This is a genomic window from Kribbella sp. ALI-6-A (assembly GCF_001984195.1).
Lineage (GTDB): Bacteria > Actinomycetota > Actinomycetes > Propionibacteriales > Kribbellaceae > Kribbella.
Genome location: NZ_MTQN01000010.1, coordinates 86,029 through 104,427, shown reverse-complemented (window position 1 = coordinate 104,427; position 18,399 = coordinate 86,029). Strand labels below are relative to the sequence as shown.

Annotated in this window: 20 protein-coding genes; 12 read left to right on the top strand and 8 right to left on the bottom strand. The window is 70.8% G+C overall.

All coding sequences use genetic code 11. The features are described 5' to 3' along the window. Window positions 1-8 precede the first annotated feature (8 nt). Both BWI15_RS14825 and BWI15_RS14820 read right to left on the bottom strand, forming a co-directional pair. Entirely contained in the window at window positions 9-899 is an 891-nt protein-coding gene (locus tag BWI15_RS14825) for a MurR/RpiR family transcriptional regulator (RefSeq protein ID WP_077015002.1), read from the bottom strand. A gap of 68 nt (window positions 900-967) precedes the next feature. Next, window positions 968-2,155, bottom strand: a complete 1,188-nt coding sequence (locus BWI15_RS14820) for an MFS transporter (protein ID WP_077015001.1) — start codon at window positions 2,153-2,155, stop codon at window positions 968-970. Window positions 2,156-2,244: 89 nt separating this feature from the next. On the opposite strand from BWI15_RS14820, the gene BWI15_RS14815 reads away from it, so the two are divergent. Beyond that, complete coding sequence (locus tag BWI15_RS14815) at window positions 2,245-2,559, top strand: ArsR/SmtB family transcription factor (protein WP_202817660.1); 315 nt, start codon at window positions 2,245-2,247, stop codon at window positions 2,557-2,559. 98 nt (window positions 2,560-2,657) lie between these two features. Continuing rightward, window positions 2,658-4,919 (top strand): outer membrane protein assembly factor BamB family protein, encoded by a 2,262-nt coding sequence (locus BWI15_RS14810; protein WP_237771291.1) that lies wholly within the window; start codon window positions 2,658-2,660, stop codon window positions 4,917-4,919. Here BWI15_RS14810 and BWI15_RS14805 read toward each other — a convergent pair. After that, complete coding sequence (locus BWI15_RS14805; RefSeq protein ID WP_077014998.1) at window positions 4,916-5,797, bottom strand: Gfo/Idh/MocA family protein; 882 nt, start codon at window positions 5,795-5,797, stop codon at window positions 4,916-4,918. The genes BWI15_RS14810 and BWI15_RS14805 overlap by 4 nt on opposite strands. A 147-nt stretch (window positions 5,798-5,944) precedes the next feature. Here BWI15_RS14805 and BWI15_RS14800 point away from each other — a divergent pair, with 147 nt between their 5' ends. From BWI15_RS14800 to tuf, 3 genes are all read left to right on the top strand, one after another. Continuing rightward, window positions 5,945-8,326: a PQQ-binding-like beta-propeller repeat protein gene (locus tag BWI15_RS14800; protein WP_077014997.1), complete on the top strand. Its 2,382-nt coding sequence runs from the start codon at window positions 5,945-5,947 to the stop codon at window positions 8,324-8,326. A gap of 2 nt (window positions 8,327-8,328) precedes the next feature. Continuing rightward, a complete protein-coding gene (locus BWI15_RS14795) occupies window positions 8,329-9,012 on the top strand; it encodes a DNA alkylation repair protein (protein WP_077014996.1) in 684 nt (227 codons plus the stop codon). A 298-nt stretch (window positions 9,013-9,310) separates the two neighbouring features. Next, window positions 9,311-10,498 carry an elongation factor Tu gene (gene tuf / locus BWI15_RS14790; protein WP_077014995.1) on the top strand — a complete coding sequence of 396 codons (1,188 nt, stop codon included), beginning with the start codon at window positions 9,311-9,313 and terminating at the stop codon, window positions 10,496-10,498. A gap of 37 nt (window positions 10,499-10,535) precedes the next feature. Here tuf and BWI15_RS14785 read toward each other — a convergent pair whose 3' ends face one another. Together BWI15_RS14785 and BWI15_RS14780 are read right to left on the bottom strand one after the other, a co-directional pair. Next, complete coding sequence (locus BWI15_RS14785) at window positions 10,536-10,793, bottom strand: DUF4031 domain-containing protein (protein ID WP_077014994.1); 258 nt, start codon at window positions 10,791-10,793, stop codon at window positions 10,536-10,538. Next, window positions 10,790-11,503: a copper homeostasis protein CutC gene (locus BWI15_RS14780; RefSeq protein ID WP_077014993.1), complete on the bottom strand. Its 714-nt coding sequence runs from the start codon at window positions 11,501-11,503 to the stop codon at window positions 10,790-10,792. Before BWI15_RS14780 ends, BWI15_RS14785 begins: the two co-directional genes overlap by 4 nt. A 124-nt stretch (window positions 11,504-11,627) precedes the next feature. On the opposite strand from BWI15_RS14780, the gene BWI15_RS14775 reads away from it, so the two are divergent. The 3 genes from BWI15_RS14775 to BWI15_RS14765 all read left to right on the top strand — a co-directional run bounded on the left by BWI15_RS14775 (window position 11,628) and on the right by BWI15_RS14765 (window position 13,517). Beyond that, a complete protein-coding gene (locus BWI15_RS14775; RefSeq protein ID WP_077014992.1) occupies window positions 11,628-12,668 on the top strand; it encodes a LacI family DNA-binding transcriptional regulator in 1,041 nt (346 codons plus the stop codon). Window positions 12,669-12,747: 79 nt separating this feature from the next. Beyond that, window positions 12,748-12,960, top strand: a complete 213-nt coding sequence (locus tag BWI15_RS14770; protein ID WP_077014991.1) for a hypothetical protein — start codon at window positions 12,748-12,750, stop codon at window positions 12,958-12,960. Between the two features lie 212 nt (window positions 12,961-13,172). Continuing rightward, entirely contained in the window at window positions 13,173-13,517 is a 345-nt protein-coding gene (locus tag BWI15_RS14765) for a hypothetical protein (protein ID WP_077014990.1), read from the top strand. An 18-nt stretch (window positions 13,518-13,535) separates the two neighbouring features. On the opposite strand, the gene BWI15_RS14760 is transcribed toward BWI15_RS14765, so the two are convergent. Beyond that, on the bottom strand, window positions 13,536-14,528 hold the full coding sequence (locus tag BWI15_RS14760) for an aldo/keto reductase (RefSeq protein ID WP_077014989.1): 993 nt from the start codon (window positions 14,526-14,528) through the stop codon (window positions 13,536-13,538). 104 nt (window positions 14,529-14,632) lie between these two features. Between BWI15_RS14760 and BWI15_RS14755 the strand changes: the two genes are divergently transcribed. The 4 genes from BWI15_RS14755 (at window position 14,633) to BWI15_RS14740 (ending at window position 17,545) form a co-directional block, all read left to right on the top strand. Continuing rightward, window positions 14,633-15,202, top strand: a complete 570-nt coding sequence (locus tag BWI15_RS14755; protein ID WP_077014988.1) for a TetR family transcriptional regulator — start codon at window positions 14,633-14,635, stop codon at window positions 15,200-15,202. A gap of 65 nt (window positions 15,203-15,267) precedes the next feature. Continuing rightward, the gene (locus BWI15_RS14750; RefSeq protein ID WP_077014987.1) at window positions 15,268-15,672 is read left to right on the top strand and encodes a hypothetical protein; all 405 of its coding nucleotides are present in this window, start codon (window positions 15,268-15,270) and stop codon (window positions 15,670-15,672) included. After that, window positions 15,621-16,034 (top strand): hypothetical protein, encoded by a 414-nt coding sequence (locus tag BWI15_RS14745; protein WP_077014986.1) that lies wholly within the window; start codon window positions 15,621-15,623, stop codon window positions 16,032-16,034. The genes BWI15_RS14750 and BWI15_RS14745 overlap by 52 nt, the downstream gene beginning before the upstream one ends. Then, a complete protein-coding gene (locus BWI15_RS14740; protein ID WP_077014985.1) occupies window positions 16,031-17,545 on the top strand; it encodes a multicopper oxidase family protein in 1,515 nt (504 codons plus the stop codon). The genes BWI15_RS14745 and BWI15_RS14740 overlap by 4 nt, the downstream gene beginning before the upstream one ends. 2 nt (window positions 17,546-17,547) lie before the next feature. On the opposite strand, the gene BWI15_RS14735 is transcribed toward BWI15_RS14740, so the two are convergent. Both BWI15_RS14735 and BWI15_RS14730 read right to left on the bottom strand, forming a co-directional pair. Continuing rightward, the gene (locus BWI15_RS14735; protein ID WP_077014984.1) at window positions 17,548-18,045 is read right to left on the bottom strand and encodes a Clp protease N-terminal domain-containing protein; all 498 of its coding nucleotides are present in this window, start codon (window positions 18,043-18,045) and stop codon (window positions 17,548-17,550) included. Then, entirely contained in the window at window positions 18,045-18,269 is a 225-nt protein-coding gene (locus BWI15_RS14730; protein WP_077014983.1) for a hypothetical protein, read from the bottom strand. Before BWI15_RS14730 ends, BWI15_RS14735 begins: the two co-directional genes overlap by 1 nt. Window positions 18,270-18,399: the final 130 nt, after the last annotated feature.

Sequence of the window (18,399 nt, the reverse complement as noted above, 5' to 3'; positions counted from 1 at the left end):
GGCCGGCTTCAGCGACGGCGGCGGGTGTGGCGGGTGCTGATGTCTTCGGTGAGCTCGATGGACCGGGCGGCTCGGGCGGAGGTGAGTTGGGCGACCCGGATGTAGAGGCAGTCGGTGACGACCAGCTGCGAGTGGCGCGCGGCCAGACCGCCACTGCGGAAGGAGGTTTCGAGTACGGCGGTGCCGAGCACCTCGTCGGCCACGGCGGCCAATGGCGAGCGGGGGTCGCTGGTGATGGCGACGACTGTCGCGCCGCGATCGTGGGCCAGCTCGACCGGCTCCAGCACCTCCGCGGTCGCTCCGGAGTGCGAGATCGCCACCACGGCGTCCTGCCCGGTCAGCAGCGCCGCCGACGTGGCCGCGCCGTGCACCTCCGGCCAGGCCCGGACCTGCGCCCCGATCCGGAACAGCCGCATCTCCAGCTCGGCGGCGATCGTCGAGCTGCCGCCCACGCCGTACACGTCGATCCGGCGGGCGTCGGCGAGCGCGTGCGCGGCCCGGTCGAGCGCCTCCAGGTCGAGCTGGTCGACGGTCTGGGTGATCGCGCGGATGTCGGCGTTCGCCACGACGGTCGCGACCCGGCCCACGGTGTCGTCGTCGGCGATCACCGGTCCGAGATCGGTGCTCCAGCCCGGAACCGCCGCGCGCCCGAGCTGCCGGGCCAGCGCGATCCGCAGCTGCTGGTGACTGGACAGCCCGACGGCCTGCGCGAACCGGGTCACGCTCGCCTGCGACACCCCCGCCCGCTCGGCCAGCGCGGCCGTCGACAGCTCGGCGGCAGTGGCCGGTTCGGCGAGCACGAAGTCCGCCACCAGCCGCAGTGCGCCCGTCAGCCGCGGCAGCGTCGCCCGGACCCGGTCGGCGACGTCGACGACACCAACGGCAGAGGCTTCGGACATGAAACAACCATTCATCGAAGGGCGGGGTCGATGAATGGTTGCGTCAGAGCCGAGCGGGTGTCAAGGGATCAGTCCGCCAGAGCGGGAACTGCTCCTTCGTCCAGGTGCTCCACCTGCTGCAGTTCCGGGTTCCGGCGCAGTACGAACACCAGCCCGAGCACGATCAGCCCCAGCACGGCGGCGATCGGCGGCAGCAACTCCACTCCGAACAGGTTGATCACCACGCCCCCGACGATCGCCGACAGCCCGGCGCCCAAGTAGATCGCCGATGCGTTCAGCGCGAGCAGCAGGCCTCCACCGGACGCCATCTCCAGCAGCAGGTTCTGGATCGGCGGGTTGAACGCCCAGGTGAACACGCTCCAGACGAACAGCGCGACGGCGGCCCCACCGGCGTTCACCGCGGTCAGCGACAGCGTCGCGACCACCACTACGAAGCCGATCATCGTCACCGTCAGCGTCCGCAGGCTGCCGTACCGGTCCGTCGCCCGCCCGCCGAGCCAGTTGCCCAGTACGGCGCCCAGTCCGTAGACCAGCAGCAGTACGCCGACCACGCCACCGTGCAGGTGAGCCGTCTTGTCCAGCAGCGGCACCACGTAGATGTAGACACTCATCGTGCCGAGCACTCCGAGCACGGTCATCACCAGCACGGTCTGCACCCGCCGGTCCGTCACACCGGCGAACCGCTCCCGCAGACTCACCGCCGCCGGCGCCTCGACCCGCGGCAGCGCCAGCCGCACCGCCACGGCGAACAACGCGGCGACCCCTGCGATCAGCGCGAACACCCCGCGGTACCCCAAGCTGCCACCGAGCAGACTGCCCGCCGGTACGCCGAGCACGAGCGCGAAGGTCAACCCACCGAACACGACAGCGACCGCTCGCCCTCGCTCACTCGGCGGCAGAAACCCGGTGGCGAACAAGGTCGCCGCCGGCGTGTAGGCGGCGGCACCGAGCGCCGCCACCACCCGGCCGACGATCAGCAGCGGATAGGTGGTCGCCACCGCGGCGATCAGGTTGCCCAGCGCCGCCAGCAGCAGCGCCGCGATCAGCAGCGTGCGGCGCTCCCACCGGCCGGTCAGCGTGGACAGCAGCGGCGCACCCACGGCGTACGAGAGCGCGAAGGCGGTCGCGAGCTGGCCCGCGGCGGTCAGCGAGACGTGCAGCTCGGAACTGACCGCCGGCAGCACTCCGGACACGACGTACGCGCTCGTGCCGACGGCGAAAGCTCCGCCGGCCAGCAGGTAGATGCGTGCGGACATCAGTTGGCCCCTCCACAGGTCGAAGTAGTTCGATGAGGATCGTACTACGATCTTCGTCGAACTTCGACGGGCGTCGTACTATGGGCGGCGTGAGCACCTCGAAGCAGCTTCCGCAGCCCGACCGCGGCGAGATCCGGGTGGACGCCGTGCTGCAGGCGCTCGGCGAGCCGGTCCGGTTGACCATCGTGCGCGCGCTGGCCGGCGTTCCCGAGGGCATCGCGTGCGGAGAGCTGGAGCTGCCGGTGACCGCGTCGACCCGGGCCCACCACCTGCGCACGCTGCGCGAGGCCGGCGTATTGACGACGCGGACCGAAGGCACCCGCCGGATCAGCAAGCTGCGGCGAGACGACCTGGACGCCCTCTACCCCGGCCTGCTCGACGGAGTGCTGGCAGCCAAGCACTAGCCGCAGCCCCAGCGCGTGCGGCAGTCGATCCGCAACCGCAAGGCAGCGGTGCACGGATCGAGGCGCGGACGTGGGCGGGCGGCTGGCAGACTGTGGCGGTGGTGGCCCTGCGCGAGCGATGGAACGAGCCGATCCCCGGCTCCGAGGCGTTGGCCGACGATCTGATCGCCAGGTATGTCGGACGCAATCGCCGCGCCTACCGCGACCACTACCTCGACACCGTGCTGTCCGCACTGGACTCGCTGCTGCAGTTAAGCACCGACCCGACCTCCGTCCGGCTGGCCGCCTGGTTCCACCGCGCGGTGCACGAGCCCGGCGGTGACGCGCGCGAGGACGCCGAAGCCTCCGCCCGTCTGGCCGAGCAGCTGCTGCCCCAGTACGGCGTGGCCCCGATCCGGATCGCCGAGGTCGCCCGCCTGGTTCGCCTGACCGGCGTCCTGGCGACACCACCGACCGACTCCTACGCGCCGCCCCGCCGCGACGCGAACGGCGACGTCCTGCTGGACGCGGTGAACTCCGTCCTGGCCACGGACCCCAGCCGCTACGCCGCCCACGCTGCCGAAGTACGCCGGGACGCCGGCGAGCGGACCCTCGCGATGGCCCGCCGGTACGACGAAGTCCGGGCGCTGCTCGACGGACACCTCTACCGGACCCAGCTCGCCCGGCAACGGATGGGCGCGGTCGCGCGGGTCAACCTGGAGACCGAGCTGGCCGGGCTCGACAGCGAGCTCCCGGCTCCTTGGCGCGGCTGGCAACAGGCCGCGCTGGCGGCCGCCGCGACGTTCGGCGCGATCGCAGCCGTCGTGGTGGCGATCGCCGCGGCCGGTGCTCCTTGGCAGGTCCCGGTGGTCGACGTCGAGTCGGGCTGGCCTCCGATCGGCCTGGCGGTCTTCTCCTTCATCGCGGCCCCACTGCTGTTCCGCAGTGCCCGCAGCAACAGCCAACGAGCCAAGCTCGTGTCCGGCACGGTCATCGCCGTCGCCACGACCGCACTGCTCGTAGCCTGGGCGCAGGTCCCGACGACCAACCCGGCGGTCGGCGTGGGGCTTCGAGTGCCCCTGCTGATCTCCGCACTGCTCCTGCTGCTCGTCGCCGCTGTCGCCGCGATGGTCGCTTCCCTGCTGCGGACCAGAGCCGCCCGCTTCACCCCGACCCGGAACGTCGGCCAGCAACTGGCCTGGCTTGCCATACCTGCGCTGATCGCCCTCGTGCTGCTGCTGATCGTCCAGCCGCTGTCCAGGAGCTACGTGCTCGAGGCCAACGAGCGAGTGGAAGGCCCGGCGCCCGCTCCAGGCGCAGCACCACGCTCGGTGCTCAACGGCCGGGTCGCGTGGGTCAGTCGGGCGCTGACCGGGGCAGGGGCCGGGGAGGCCGTCAGTACGCCGTACGGGATCGCTGTGCCGCGGCAGACCGGTTCGGTGGAGATGCTGGACGCGGCGACGGGTGAGCTGCGCTGGCGGTACAGCCGGTCGGACTCGGACGAGAAGCCGAACATCGCGGCGACCGGCGACGGGCGGTACGTGCTGGCCGAGTTCTCGGACATCGGCTACCTGCTGCTCGACGCCGAGACCGGTCACCGGCAAGCGGCGTGGCCCGGCCGGACCAGGGACCACGCGATCGTGCAGTCCGATCCGCTGCTCACCCGGGAGGAAGTCGGCCGGGGCGCGGACCAGCTGCGCGGAGTTGACCCCGACGGCACCGAGCGGTGGTCCTTCGAGCCCGGCCGCTGTACGTCGGTCGAGGCGGCGGCGACACCGGACACCGTGGTCGCGTTCCTCGGGCACAGCTGCGACGACCAGCCGGACGACATGGTCGGGCTGGATCTGACGAGCGGCAAGGAGCTGTGGCGGAAGTCGCCGAGCAACCTGTTCCGCCGATCAGTGGTGGTCGGCGGACTGGTCGTCGTTGCCGAGCAGGGCGAGGAGGCGAACGTGCCGGCCGCCCTGGTCGCGGTGGAGCCGCGCACCGGCGAGATCAAATGGCGCTGGCCGGTACCGCGCGACTGGTCCTGCCGGACCTTCCTCAGCCCCGCCGGGCGGCTGCTGATCGTCGTGGACTGCCCCGGCCCGTCCACCCGCGAGAACAACAAGACCGTCGTCGCGGCGATCGATTCCGCCACCGGCCGCACCGCCTGGCAGACCACCGCACCCGTCAGCCCTCGCGCCCGGGTGGCGGTCACCGAGGACGCCCGAGTGGTCTCGCTGGCCCGTGGCTCCGACGCCTGCTACGCCAACTCCATCTCCCGCACCGGCCTGCGCCGGACCCGCCTGCCCGACGGCATCTCCTGCAGCCGCGACATCCGGGCCGTCGGCAACCTGCTGCTGACCTCCGGCAACAGCAGCATCATCGCGCTGCGCTAGTGCTGGGCGAGCTGGGACTCGGCGGACGCGAGCAGCTCGACCACTCGGGTGCCGAAGGCCACGTCGATCTGGTGCGGCTCACCGGACTCGGCAGCGGCGACCAGCTCACCGGCCGCGATCGCGAAGGCGTCCACCGACGACGTCTCGGTCGGCGGCAGCAGAGCCGTGCCGGTCTCGCCCCAAATGCCGGTCTCGAAGTTGCTGCCGGCCGGCGGGGCGAACAGCGACAGGCTCGCCGTACTGGTCGCGCCGGACTCGTGGGTGAGGACCAGGTGGACCAGGTCGCCTTCACCGCCGACTGCCCGTAGGGAGTCGATCGGACCCAGCATGGCGCTCAAGTTGGACAGTGCGTGCGGGCCGACGTCCCAGAGCGCTCCGCGCTGCTCGCGCCGCCACGGCGACTCGGTGTACGGGTTGCCCGGGGCATCCAGCGACGCCAGCATCCGGCTCCAGCCGCCCTTCCAGCCGCCGCGCTCACGCACCTCGGCGAAGAACGACCGCAGCTCCGGCTGGAACCGTCCGGTGAAGAACACCACCGACGCGATGCCCTCGGCCGCCACCTCGTCGGCCAGTGCCCGGGCGTCGTCGAGCGAGTCTGCCACCGGCTTGTCCAGCAGCAGGTGCTTGCCGACGGCCGCCGCTTCCAGCGCCATCGTCGCCTGCACTCGCGGCGGAACGGCGAAAGCCACCGCGTCAACGACCTCGAGTAACTCAGCGTAGTCGTCGTAGCCGGTGGTCCCCAGCTCTGTAGCCAACGCCTGGGCCTTGCCTGCGTCACGTCCCCAGACGCCCACCAGCTCGGCGCCGTCGGTGGCCCGCAGACCGGGTCCGTGCGTCCGCCGGGCCCAGGGACCGGTGCCGACCAGGCCGAACCGCATGCTGTTCTCCGTTCCCGAACCGCGCGCCCGACCTGCCCGGCGCGGGCAGCGGTCTGGTGACGAGCCGATATCGCTTTGGCCACGACCCTAACGCTGGACCCCGGATCGGTCGGTCGCGGGTCCTGGCGGGTGTCAGACTCGGTGACCATGGACCTGCGCGACCAGTGGAATCGCCTGCTGCCGCACGCGCAGCCGCTGGGCGACGACCTGCTGGCCCGCTACGCAGAGTTGCATCGCCACTATCACGACCAGCGGCACCTGGCCGAGATGCTGGCCACCATCGACGAACTGGCCGACCTGGCCGACGACGCCGACACCGTCCGGCTGGCCGCCTGGTTCCACGACGCGATCTACGACCCGCAGGCCGACCCCGGCGAGAACGAAGAGGTCTCGGCGCAGCTGGCCGAGCTCGAGCTGGCGGCGTACGGCGTGGAGGCGGACCGGGTGGCCGAGATCGGCCGGCTGATCCGGCTGACCGCCCGGCACGACTGCGAGCCCGGTGACGCCAACGGCGCGGTGCTGTGCGACGCCGACCTGCGCATCCTCAGCCTCGACGCCGAGCGCTACGACGAGTACGCCGTCGGCATCCGGGCCGAGTACGAGCACATCCCCGACCGGGACTTCGCCCGCGGCCGGATGAGCTTCCTGCAGAACCTGGCCGAGACCCCGCTGTACGCGACCAGCCACGGCCGCGAGCACTGGGAGAAGGCCGCCCACGCCAACCTCGAGCGCGAGCTGGCCCGCTGGGCCCCGAAGGCGGCGCGTCCGATCTCCGGGCTGATCCCGATGATCTACCTGGGGGCAGCGCTCGGGGTGGTGATCGCCGCCTCGGTCCTGCTGGGCCGTGGCCTCGGCGCCGCCGCCCACTGGCCGGTCGCCCCGGACGAGTCCACCGGGTTCCCGGTCTGGACCCCGATCGCCGGTACGGCGGTCGCGGCCGGACTGACCTGTGCCTGGTTCCGGCGCAACCGGTCCAAGCTGATCACCATCCCCGCGATCCTGTTCTCGGTCGTCGGGGTGGTCGCCGTCGGGGTGTGCTGGTGGCGCTGGCCGGCCGCACAGCCCGGTGCCGCGCTGAGTGAGCGCTGGCCGTACCTGATGCTCGCCTCGGTCGCCCTCCTGATCGCCGGAGCACTCCTGGCGCTGGCCCGCCGCCTGCGACTGGCTCCGCCGTACGCCGTGTCGCCACCGCGAGCCCTCGGCCTGGGAGTGACCGTCGTCTGCGCGTCGGTGCTCGCCTGGATCATGGTGTCCGCCGGTGAGCCGTTCGTGCAGGCCCGGCTCGAGACAGCCAACACTGTGAGCACCACTGCGACCGTGCCCGCCGGTGTGATGCCGGTGCAGCTGGACGGCGAGCTCGCGTGGAGCAGGGAGGTCCCGGCCACCGGTGCGATCGCCGGAACCGTCGGCGGCGTCGCCGAGCTCCGCCCGGACGGCGTGGTGATGTCCGACGCGACCACCGGTCAGATCCGCTGGCGGTACTCCCGCGCCGACGTCGTGGACGCGGCCTCGAACGGTTCGCGCGGCCTCCTGGTCTCCAGCGACGGCCGCACCCTGGCCGCCCACCTCCCGCACGGCGGCAACCACGCGCCGAGTGGGATCGAGCTGCCGACGTACGCCGTACTGGACGCGGACACCGGTGAGGTGCTGACCGAGGTCCACACCGACGGCACCGCGCTGGCGGTCGACCGCAACCAGCTGCTCGTCGCCGAGGACAACTACGTCGTGGCACACGGGGTGAGCAGCCCCACCCACTGGCGGACCCGGCTGCAGTGCGCGGTGACGCGCGGCGTGCTGCTGGCCGACCAGGCCGTCGTGGTCGATGCCTGTGGAGGCAACGGCGCGGAAGTCCGTGGCCTGGACCTGGCCAACGGCGACCAGAAGTGGGACGTCGACCTGGGCATCCAGTTCGAGCTCAGCGCCGAGCTGGACCCGTCCACCTGGATCGGTGAGCTGGTCGCCGTACCGGACACCCGTGAGGTCTCCGGCCTGGTCTGGACCAGCGACGCCGGCGGCACTCTGCACCAGTGGTCGGTCGACGTCGGCGAGGGCCGCATGCTGTGGACCACCCCGGTCCCCGGTACGCCGAGGCCGCGGCTCGGCGCGTCCTCCTGCGACGCACAGCTCGCCGCGACCCACACGACGATCGTCCTGGTGACCTGCCGGACCAGCACCGAGCCCGGCGAGCCCCAGACGTACGACGTGTCGGCGGCCAGCCCCGCCGACGGTACGCCGCAGTGGCACCACCTGCTCGAGGTCCCGCCGCGGCTGCAGAACCCGGCGTTCCCCCGCGACGGCTTCGGCCTGCTGCCCGACGGTCGTGTGGTCACGCTGATGCCCCAGCCCAACGGCGTCTGCACTCCCGTCATGATCGGCACCACCGGCGTCCAGCCCCGGCCGATCGTCGCGAGTCCTGACGCAGCCAAGGCCGCCGGGCGGGACAAGGTCACCTGCGGCAAACCGGCGGTCGCCGTGGCCGGCGGCCGCCCGATCTTCAGCGACGGCGTCCGGCTGTTCGCGCTCAACTGACCATGGACGCCGCCGCCCTCGTCGACGCGCTGCGGTCGGCCGCGGACCCGGAGAAGTACCCGCAACGCCACTACCACGGTGACGGCGGCGTGCTCGGCGTCCGGATGGGCACAGTGTTCTCGATGGCGAAGTCCTTCACCGGCCTGCCGATGACCGAGGTCGACCGGCTGCTGGACGCCACGGCGTACGAGCCGAGGCTGGCGGCGTTCTGTGTGCTCGACTTCAAGGTCCGCAAGGCGAAGCTGCCGGACGACGAGCGCCGGGCGGCGTACGAGCTGTACCTGGCCCGGCACGACCGGATCGACAACTGGGACATGGTCGACCGGGCGGCGCCCCGCGTCATCGGCGGCTACCTGCACGACCGGCCCCGCGACCCGCTGTTCGAGCTGGCCCGATCGACGGACCCGCTGCGTCGCCGTACGGCGATGACCGCACCGCTCGGCTTCGTCGGATCAGGCCGGCCGCACGACCTCGCCGACGTGTTCGCGCTGGCTTCGTTGCTCGCCGAGGACGCCGATCCCGTGGTCTGCAAACCGGTCGGGATCGCCTTGAAATACGCGGGTGTGCAGGACGAGCCGGCCCTGCGCGCGTGGCTCGACCAGCATGCGAGCTCTTTGGCCCGGCCGGCCTTGCGGTACGCCGTGGACAAGCTCGACCCGGCGGTTCGCCGGGCCTATCTGGGCTGAGGGAATTCCGTTGCCCCGGGCGTGGTTGATGCCTACCGTGATGACCATGTTCCGCGCGGATTCTGCTGCGTACCTGTCGGGCCTGTGCCTGACGGGCGCTGCCGCGTGGGCGTCAGCGGATTCAGATCTGTTCACCGGCGCGCGAAGCCGACCCTCCTCCTGCTGAAGCAGGACCCGCGGAGGAGGGTGGCACGGCAACCGGCCCCCTCCCTCGCAGCCCTTGTGCTGTGCGGTGACGTGGTGGCCGGGGGTCCTGGCTCTCGTCAAATCCACTGACCAGCAAGGGAAAACTCACATCATGGCCAAGAGCCAGTTCGTGCGGACCAAGCCGCACCTCAACATCGGAACCATGGGCCACGTGGACCATGGCAAGACCACGCTGACCGCCGCGATCACCAAGGTGCTCGCCGAGCGCGACCCGAGCCTCAACTCGTTCGTCGCCTTCGACGGGATCGACCGGGCGCCGGAGGAGGTCCAGCGCGGGATCACCATCAACATCTCGCACGTCGAGTACGAGACCGCCACCCGGCACTACGCGCACGTGGACATGCCGGGCCACGCCGACTACGTGAAGAACATGATCACCGGTGCCGCCCAGGTGGACGCCGCGATCCTGGTCGTGTCGGCGCAGGACGGCGCCATGCCGCAGACCCGTGAGCACGTGCTGCTCGCGCAACGCGTCGGAGTGCCGTACCTGGTGGTCGCGCTGAACAAGGCGGACGCCGTCGACGACCCCGAACTGCTCGACCTGGTCGAGCTGGAGGTCCGGGAACTGCTGTCGGAGTACGGCTTCCCGGGCGACGAGGTGCCGGTGGTGCGCGTCTCCGGGCTGCGTGCCCTGGAGGGCGACCCGCAATGGACCGCGTCGATCGGTGAACTGCTGGACGCCGTCGACAGCTACGTGCCGACACCGGACCGTGAGCTGGGCGAGCCGTTCCTGATGCCGATCGAGAACGTGCTGACGATCAGCGGTCGCGGCACGGTCGTCACCGGTGCGGTCGAGCGCGGTTCGCTGAAGCTCGGCGACGCCGTGGAGGTGGTGGGCCTCGGTCCGACGGTCGTCAGTACGGCGATCGGCATGGAGACGTTCGGCAAGTCGCTGGAGTCCGCGGAGGCGGGCGACAACGCGGCGATCCTGCTGCGCGGCGTGAAGCGCGACGAGGTCCGTCGCGGTCAGGTCGTCGCGCTGCCGGGCAGTGTGACGCCGCACCGGAAGTTCCGGGCGACGCTGCACGCGCTGTCGACCGCCGAGGGCGGCCGGCACAGCCCGTTCGGCGCCGAGTACCGGCCGCAGTTCTACATCCGGACCACCGACGTGGACGGCGGCATCGACCTGGGTGAGATCGCCCTGGTGATGCCCGGCGACACGGTCGACCTGGGCGTGGAGCTGGCCAAGCCGGTCGCGCTGAACGTCGGCCTCGGCTTCGCCGTCCGCGAGGGCGGCCACACCGTCGCCGCCGGCACGGTGACCGAGCTGCTCGATTGAAGAGAAGGTGCCCCGGGCTAGTTGCCCGGGGCACCTTTTATTCTCCCTTGCGGTGTCTGAGGCCGGACTCGATCAGGCGCCGGACCAGGACGCGACTCGGCACCGGCGTCGCGCCGGCGGCCACCATGTCGTCGTACAGGTCGGACGGGACGTCGTAGTGGTCGCGGTCGAAGCCGCGCGCGGGGATGCCGACCTTGCGGGCGAAGGCGTGCAGTTCGTCGTACGACTCGTCGCTGACCAGGTGCGACCAGACCCGGTCCCAGCCCGGCCAGACCGGGGGGTCGATCAGGATCACGCGGTCGTCTCCTTGGTGTCCTGGGCGTCCAGCAGGTTGCGCCACGACCGGACGAAGCGCGAGTTCACGTAGGCCTTGGTCCACGAACCGTCCTGGCGCACCGACGACCCGACATGGAACTTGCGTACGCCGGCTTGGTAGAGCCACGGCACGTGCTCCGGCTGCAGCGAGCCGCCCGCCATCATCACGCCCGCGACCGCCGGCTCGGCCTTTGCCAGCGCGGTCAGGTCGTCCAGCCCGTGGCCGACGCCGAGCGCCGAACCCGCCGTGAGCACGGTGTCGAGACCCGGCAGCGTCCGCAGCGCCCGCCACGCCGGCCGCGGCTCGAGCACGTGGTCGATCGCGCGATGGAACGTCCACGGCGTCCCGGCGAACGTGCCGGCCAGCGCCGCGACGGACTCGGTGTCGATCTCGTTGTCCGGCGTCAGGAAGCCCAGCACGAACCCGTCCGCCCCGGCGCTCAGGTAGGACTGCGCCATCGCGGTCAGCCGGTTCAGCTCCGCGCCGTTCACCGCGAACGAGTCGGTCAGCCGCAGCATCACCCGCAACGGCAGGTCGGTCACCCGCCGGATCGCACTGACCGTCGACACCGACGGACTCAGCCCGTCCGCCTCCATCGACGCGCAGAGCTCCAGCCGGTCCGCCCCACCCTCCTGAGCCGCCTCGGCATCCGCCGGATGCAACGCGATGACCTCGAGCAACGACCCCATGGCGACCATCATCCAGCAGAGCCTGGTCAGATTTCCCGTTGCACTGCCCGGCGATCTTCTGTATCGTTTTTCTAGATCGATTTAGAAGAACGATACAGAAGACTGTTCGAGAAGGGTGGGACCGATGTCGCCGGGAGTCACGCTGAAGACCGTCGCGCAGGCCGTCGGAGTGTCGCCGTCGACCGTCTCGAACGCCTACAACAAGCCCGACCAGCTGTCGGCGGCGTTGCGCGAGCGCATCCTCGAGACCGCCCGCGAGCTCGGGTACGCCGGGCCGGACGCCTCGGCGCGGGCGCTGCGCAGCGGCAAGGCGGGCGCGGTCGGCGTGCTGTTCACCGACAAGCTCGCCTACGCCTTCTCCGACCCGTACGCCGTGGGCTTCCTGGCCGGTCTCGCCGAGGTCGCCGAGGAGTTCGCCACCAGTTTGCTGCTGATGCCGCTCAGCTCGTCCGACATCCAGGGCGGGACGAACGCCGTCCAGCAGGCGGCCATCGACGCGGCCGCGATCTTCTGTGTCGCGGGCGGGCACCCGGCGCTGGACACCTTGCGGGCGCGCGGCGTCCCGATGGTGTCGACCGACCGCGGTGACCACCCGGACCTGTCCTGGGTCGCGATCGACGAGGTGGAGGCCGCGGCCAAGCTCGGCAAGCACCTGAACCGGCTCGGGCACCGCGAGGTCGTCGTCCTGGTCGACAACGCGGAGGCGGCCGGCACCCAGCCGGTCGAGATGACGCTGGACGAGGTCGGCTACACCGACTGCGAGCTGCGGATCCGTGGCCTGCAGAAGGAGATGCCGGACGCCAGGATCCGGCTGGTCTCCGGTGGGCACAACGCGTTCAGCTCCGGACTGATCGGGGCCGAGTGGGTGCTGGACTCCCAGGACCGGCCGACCGCGATCGTCGGGCTGAGCGACGTCCAGGCGCTCGGTGCGATGGAGGCGATGAAGACCCGCGGGCTGGTTCCCGGCCGGGACCTGACCGTGGCCGGCTTCGACGACATCCCGCAGGCCGAACCGGCCGGGCTGACCACGGTCCGCCAGCCGATCAAGGACAAGGGCCGGATGGTCGGCCGCGTGCTGCTCGACCCCGCCGTACAAGAACGCCAGATCATGATGCCGACCGAGCTGGTCGTCCGTTCCAGCAGCGGTCCGGCACCGCGTAACTGAACCTCACCACCCACTGACCGACCGACGGCCGTCCGGCCGCCGGACACTTCACCACGCTCTTTTCGAAGGGAGCACCACCATGTTCATCGCCGGCAACACCGCCGTGGAGAACGCCCGATCGCTGTCCCACTCCGCCCTGCCCGACGCTCCCCAGCAGCCGCACGAGCCGCGCCGTCCGCGCCGCGGTCTCGCCCTGCGCGCCCGGACCGTGGCCATCCTGCGCTCGGTCGCCGAACGCGAGCTCCGGCTGGCCAACCGCCTCGACCCCACCTGCGACCCGGTCACCCGCTGAGCCCGCCGACGCACCCTCAGCCCTGCCCTCCACCACCCCGCAACCGCCCTCCGCCCCAACCCCATTTGGATGGTTGACCCTGGAACAGGTGGGTTCCAGGTCCGCAGGCAGCCATGGAACCCGCAACTGCGGGGGTCAACCGTCGAAATGGGGCGGGAGGGCTGGGACGGGGGTGTGGGGTTTGTCGGTGGGGTCTGGCAGGCTGAAGGGCGATGAGTGAGCCGGGGATCTTGCTGACCGCCCGCGCGCTGGTGCTTCACGACCTGGCCGCGCGGGGATTCGACGACGCCGTCACGGTGTCCGCGCTCGAGGACGCCGTCGCCGAGCGGCAGTGGTGGCTCGACCAGTGGCCGGACGGCGCCGAGCACATCGCCGGCCTGGTCGCGCAGGACATGCAGGACCGGCTCACCGACTCCGGCGTGCGCTGGCCCCGCTGCACGGCCTGCGACGACCTCAACGACCACGAACTGCGGATCGAGCCCGAGCTCGGCCCCGACCCACACTGGGTCTGCGAACGCGCCGGCATCTCGGTCTCGCGGCTGGGCCAGCTCACCTAGCAGTGCGGCTCGGCCGGTTCAGCGAGCCCACTCCGGCATGTGCTGGGCCAGGTAACGACTGCCGTACGAACCGTGCGGCAGGATCTCCCGGATCCGCTCCAGGTCAGCGGTCGTCAGCTCCACCGCCGCCGCGGCGGCGTTCTCCTCGATCCGGTGCACCTTGCGGGTCCCCGGGATCGGCACGATGTCGTCGCCCTGGGCCAGCAGCCACGCCAGCGCCAGCTGTGTCGCCGTAATTCCCTTGCTCTCCGCGAAGGTCTTCAGCTCCTCGACCGCCGCCAGGTTCGCCTCGAAGTTCTTGCCTTGCCAGCGATCGTCGAAGCTTCGCATGTCGTCCTCCGGGTACTCACTGGCCGGCCGAACATCTCCGGTCAGGAAACCCCGCCCGAGCGGCGAGTACGGCACGAACCCGATCCCCAGCTCCCGTACGACGGGCAGCACGGTGTCCTCGACCTCGCGCTCGAACAGCGAGTACTCCGTCTGCAGCACCGACACCGGCTGGACGGCGTGCGCCCGGCGGATCGCCTCCGGCCCGGCCTCGCTCAACCCGAAGTACCGGACCTTGCCGGCCTGGATCAGCTCGCCGACCGCGCCGGCGACCTCCTCGATCGGCACCGCCGGGTCGACCCGGTGCTGATAGAACACGTCGAGCCGGTCGGTGCCGAGGTAGCGCAGGCTGTTCTCGGCGACCTTGCGGATGTTCTCCGGCCGGCTGTCGAGCGCCTCGCCCTCGAGCGGGTTCTTCGTCATGTCGAAGCCGAACTTGGTCGCCAGCACGACGTCGTCGCGGAAGTCCTTCACCGCGCGGCCGAGCAGCTGCTCGTTGCTCCCGGTCCCGGCGCCGTACAGCTCGGCGGTGTCGAAGAACGTGATCCCGAGCTCGTAGGCCCGCCGGATCGTCGCGATTCCCCCCTCGGCGTCGGGCGCGCCGTACGCCATCGTCATGCCCATCGTGCCGAGTCCGAGGGCGGACACGGTCAGGCCTTCGCGGCCGAGTGTGCGCTGCTGCATGCCACAACTCCCTAGTCAGAAACAAACCAGTTGGTTTTCTCGACTCTAGGCCGCTACCGCTGCAAAAACAAACCAACCAGTTTGTTTCGAGTAGGATGGGGTTCATGGGAGATGGACAAGCCACCAGGCGGCGCATTCTCGACGCCGCGACCGCGGAGTTCGCGACCCACGGCATCGCCGGCGCCCGGGTCGACCGGATCGCGGCCGACGCGAAGGCCAACAAGGCCCAGCTCTACGCGTACTACGGCAACAAGGACGCCCTGTTCGACGTCGTCCTGGCCGAGCACGTCGTGGCCAACATCGACCAGGTCCCGCTGACCGCCGACGACCTGCCCGGGTACGCCGCACGCCTCTACGACTCCAACGTCGAGCATCCGGAGCTGGTTCGGCTGGCGACCTGGGCCCGGCTCGAGCGCACCCCGACCGGCGACCTGTTCGCCGACTGGGCCGGCCACGACAAGGACAAACTGGCCGCGATCGAGGCGGCGCAACGCAGCGGCCACGTCGTGGCGGACCTGGATCCGGTGGACGTGCACTCGATGCTCATCGCCCTGGCGAGCACCTGGGCGGCAGCCAGCCTGACTCACGCCGCCGGCCCGGACGACACCGACGAGGTGCACGAACGTCGCCGTCAGGCGCTGGCGGCGACCGTCCGGCGGGCTCTGATGCCGTAGCCGCCAGGGGCGACTCAGGGTTTACCTGGTCGCGCTACATGTAGACACGCTACTACAGTGGCGGCATGAAGCTTTTCCGTGCCGTCGCGGTGCTGCACGCCGTCGTGGTTTGCGCGCAGCCAGTACTCGCCGGCATCTACCTGAACGGCGAAGGCAGCGCTGGGCGGATCCACGAGGTGGCCGGCCTCACCGCCTCCTCGCTCTGCCTCGTCCAGCTCGCCCTCGCAGGCCTGACGTGGCGGACCACACGCCTGCTCTGGCCGATCCTGCTGAGCGCGGCGCTGCTCACCGGCGAAGCCCTGATGGTTCACGCGGGCTACGGCCGGGAGCTGGCTCTCCACGTGCCGCTCGGTACGGTGGTAGTTGCCGGCAGCATCGTCTGCGCCGCTTGGGCGGTCCGGCGTACGGCGGTGGCCGCATGTCGGGCGTGGTGGAGACCGGACCGCGCGTGCAGCGCAAGCCGCGCGTGACGCTGTGGATGCTGCGGATCGTCCTGCTGCTGCACGCCGCACTGGTGATCGCCCAGCCGATCCTGGCTGGCTATTTCCTGTCCGGCGAAGCCGACGCCATCGACATCCACAGCCCGATCGGCTCGACGCTGTGGATGGTCGCGATGCTGCAGTTCGTCGTCGCCGTCCTGTACTGGCGCCCCGGCGGCGGCCGGCTCTGGCCCGCGCTGGTCACGCTCGTTCTGTTCTTCGCCGACTTCGTCCAGCTGGTCTTCGGTCATCTGCAGAACTTCGCCGTGCACGTGCCGCTCGGTACGGCGATCGTCGTCACCGTCGTGGGGATGACGGTGTGGTCCTTCCGCCATCAGGAGGTCGTTCGATGAGGTTGTCCCGCCGCGGGTTCCTGGGCGTCGCCGGTGCCGCGACACTGGCCGGCTGCGGCCTGGACGCGTCGCCCGGCCAGACTGCCGAGTTGCTGACCAGCGCCGTACCACTGCCGGAGGCGTTCAAGGTCCCGCTCCCGATCCCACCGGTCAAGCGGCCGATCCGCAGCGACGCCAAGGCCGACTACTACCGCGTCGTGCAGCAGAAGGCGTCGCTGGAGATCCTGCCGGGCCTCAAGACCGAGGTGCTCGGGTACGACGGCCTGCTGCCCGGCCCGACCTTCGATGTCCGCAGCGGGCGGACCACTGTGGTCGAGCAGGTCAACCAGCTCGACGTACCGACCGTCGTCCACCTGCATGGCGGGCACACCCCGGCCAGCAGCGACGGCTGGCCACTGGACCTGCTGCTGCCCCACGGGGGTCACCACAACCACGGCGGGCACCACAGCATGGCCGGCGGCGACGTCAAGACGGGCAGCCGGAGCTACACCTTCCCGAACACCCAGCGGGCCGCAACCCTCTGGTACCACGACCACCGGATGGACTACACCGCTCCACAGGTCTACCGAGGCCTCTTCGGCCTGCACCTGGTACGCGATGCCGAAGAGGACGCACTCCCTTTGCCTGCAGGCGATCGGGAGATCCCACTGATCCTGGCGGACCGCGCGTTCCACGCTGACGGTTCGTTCCGCTATCCCGCACTGAAGGACGGGCCGGGCGTCGAGTCGAAGTACATGGAGGGCGTCATCGGCGACGTCCAGCTCGTCAACGGCGCACCCTGGCCGGTACTGGAGGTGGACGCCGCGCGCTATCGCTTCCGCATCCTCAACGCCGCCAACGCACGGCGCTACGAGCTGGCGCTCGACGGCCGGGGCACGTTCGTCCAGATCGGCAGCGACGGCGGTCTGCTCGGCGCACCGGTCGAGCACGAGACTCTGGTGGTCGCACCGGCCGAGCGGTTCGACGTGGTTGTGGACTTCTCGCAGTACGCCGTCGGAACCGAGGTCACCTTGCAGAACAAGCTCGGCACGGGCCGGGCCGCCGAGGTGATGCGCTTCGTCGTCGCTCGCAAGGTGGTTGACGACAGCAACGTTCCGGCGAAGCTCTCGTCGTACGCCCGAACGCCCGAGCCGCAAGGCCTTGTCCGCCGCAAGTGGCGCTTCCGCCGCGGCGTGGCCGGCGGACACCGCGGGTGGACGATCAACGGCAAGCCGTTCGACCGGGAGGTGATGCAGGCGACGGTGAACCTCGACCAGTACGAGGTCTGGTCGTTCGTCACCGACGTGCACCATCCCGTCCACGTCCACCTCGCGCCGTTCCAGGTCCTGCGCCGCGGCGGCGGCCCACCCGGCCCGTACGACGGCGGCTGGAAGGACACCGTCGATGTCCGGCCCGCCGAGGTGGTCGACGTCCTGGTGCGCTTCACCGCCCACCGCGGCAAGTACCTGATCCACTGCCACAACCTCGAGCACGAGGACATGGCGATGATGGCCGGCTTCGCGACGGTCTGACCTCAGCGTTCGCCGCGCTGCGCGGACTCCGCCGCGAGGGCGCGCAGTGCGGCACGGTCGACGCCGGCGAGGTCCAGCGCCCGGGAGACCCTGCCCAGCTTGGTGTCCAGCACGCCGACCAGCATGTGCGTGGCGGTGATCCGCCCACCTCCGAGCTCGCTGGACGCGTCCATCGCGCGCTGCAGCAACCTGACCGTCGACTCGCCGATCCGCGGCGTCCGGGTCGGATCGGGTGTTGCCGTCGGCAACTGTCCCGCATCGATCCGGACCCCGGCGACGGCCAGGCTCTGCTCCCACTCACGATCCAGCACGGCCCGTACGCCGTCCCGGTTCAAACCGGCCGCGGCGAGCAACCGGGCGGTCGCCGTACCCTCGAGTGCGGCCAAGGCGAGCAGCACATGCTCGGCCTCGATCGTCGACGAACCGTCCAGCCGCGCCTCCTCGCGCGCACCGCGCACCAGCACCGACCGGACATCCTTGGCAGCGGTACTTCCACTCATCAGCGCCTCCTCAGGGCGACGCCCGCGGCGATCAGCCGCTTGGCGTGTTTTTTGTGCACGGCCTGCCGGGTGACTCCCAGCACCTCGGCCACGTCGGACCAGCTCCAGCCGGCCCGCATCGCCTGCTCCACCTGGCTGTCCTCCAGCCGGTCCGCCAGCCGCCGCAACGCGACCACCGCCGCGAGCCCGGCCCCGGGATCCGCCGGATCCACCAACTTCTCCATCGGCCACCTCCTCTCTTAGCAACCTAAGTTGACAACGCCCCAATGTCAACCAAAGTTGCTCGAACTTCCTGCTTGACCTCCGCTCGACACTCGCCCTATATTCAACACATCAGTTGATCAAGGCATTGGT

Coding starts and splice junctions, on each gene's coding strand:
- BWI15_RS14825 (WP_077015002.1), bottom strand. CDS start 899: ATGTCCGAAGCCTCTGCCGTTGGTGTCGTCGACGTCGCCGACCGGGTC.
- BWI15_RS14820 (WP_077015001.1), bottom strand. CDS start 2,155: ATGTCCGCACGCATCTACCTGCTGGCCGGCGGAGCTTTCGCCGTCGGC.
- BWI15_RS14805 (WP_077014998.1), bottom strand. CDS start 5,797: ATGCGGTTCGGCCTGGTCGGCACCGGTCCCTGGGCCCGGCGGACGCAC.
- BWI15_RS14800 (WP_077014997.1), top strand. CDS start 5,945: ATGGACCTGCGCGACCAGTGGAATCGCCTGCTGCCGCACGCGCAGCCG.
- BWI15_RS14795 (WP_077014996.1), top strand. CDS start 8,329: ATGGACGCCGCCGCCCTCGTCGACGCGCTGCGGTCGGCCGCGGACCCG.
- tuf (WP_077014995.1), top strand. CDS start 9,311: ATGGCCAAGAGCCAGTTCGTGCGGACCAAGCCGCACCTCAACATCGGA.
- BWI15_RS14780 (WP_077014993.1), bottom strand. CDS start 11,503: ATGGGGTCGTTGCTCGAGGTCATCGCGTTGCATCCGGCGGATGCCGAG.
- BWI15_RS14775 (WP_077014992.1), top strand. CDS start 11,628: ATGTCGCCGGGAGTCACGCTGAAGACCGTCGCGCAGGCCGTCGGAGTG.
- BWI15_RS14770 (WP_077014991.1), top strand. CDS start 12,748: ATGTTCATCGCCGGCAACACCGCCGTGGAGAACGCCCGATCGCTGTCC.
- BWI15_RS14765 (WP_077014990.1), top strand. CDS start 13,173: ATGAGTGAGCCGGGGATCTTGCTGACCGCCCGCGCGCTGGTGCTTCAC.
- BWI15_RS14760 (WP_077014989.1), bottom strand. CDS start 14,528: ATGCAGCAGCGCACACTCGGCCGCGAAGGCCTGACCGTGTCCGCCCTC.
- BWI15_RS14755 (WP_077014988.1), top strand. CDS start 14,633: ATGGGAGATGGACAAGCCACCAGGCGGCGCATTCTCGACGCCGCGACC.
- BWI15_RS14750 (WP_077014987.1), top strand. CDS start 15,268: ATGAAGCTTTTCCGTGCCGTCGCGGTGCTGCACGCCGTCGTGGTTTGC.
- BWI15_RS14745 (WP_077014986.1), top strand. CDS start 15,621: ATGTCGGGCGTGGTGGAGACCGGACCGCGCGTGCAGCGCAAGCCGCGC.
- BWI15_RS14740 (WP_077014985.1), top strand. CDS start 16,031: ATGAGGTTGTCCCGCCGCGGGTTCCTGGGCGTCGCCGGTGCCGCGACA.
- BWI15_RS14735 (WP_077014984.1), bottom strand. CDS start 18,045: ATGAGTGGAAGTACCGCTGCCAAGGATGTCCGGTCGGTGCTGGTGCGC.
- BWI15_RS14730 (WP_077014983.1), bottom strand. CDS start 18,269: ATGGAGAAGTTGGTGGATCCGGCGGATCCCGGGGCCGGGCTCGCGGCG.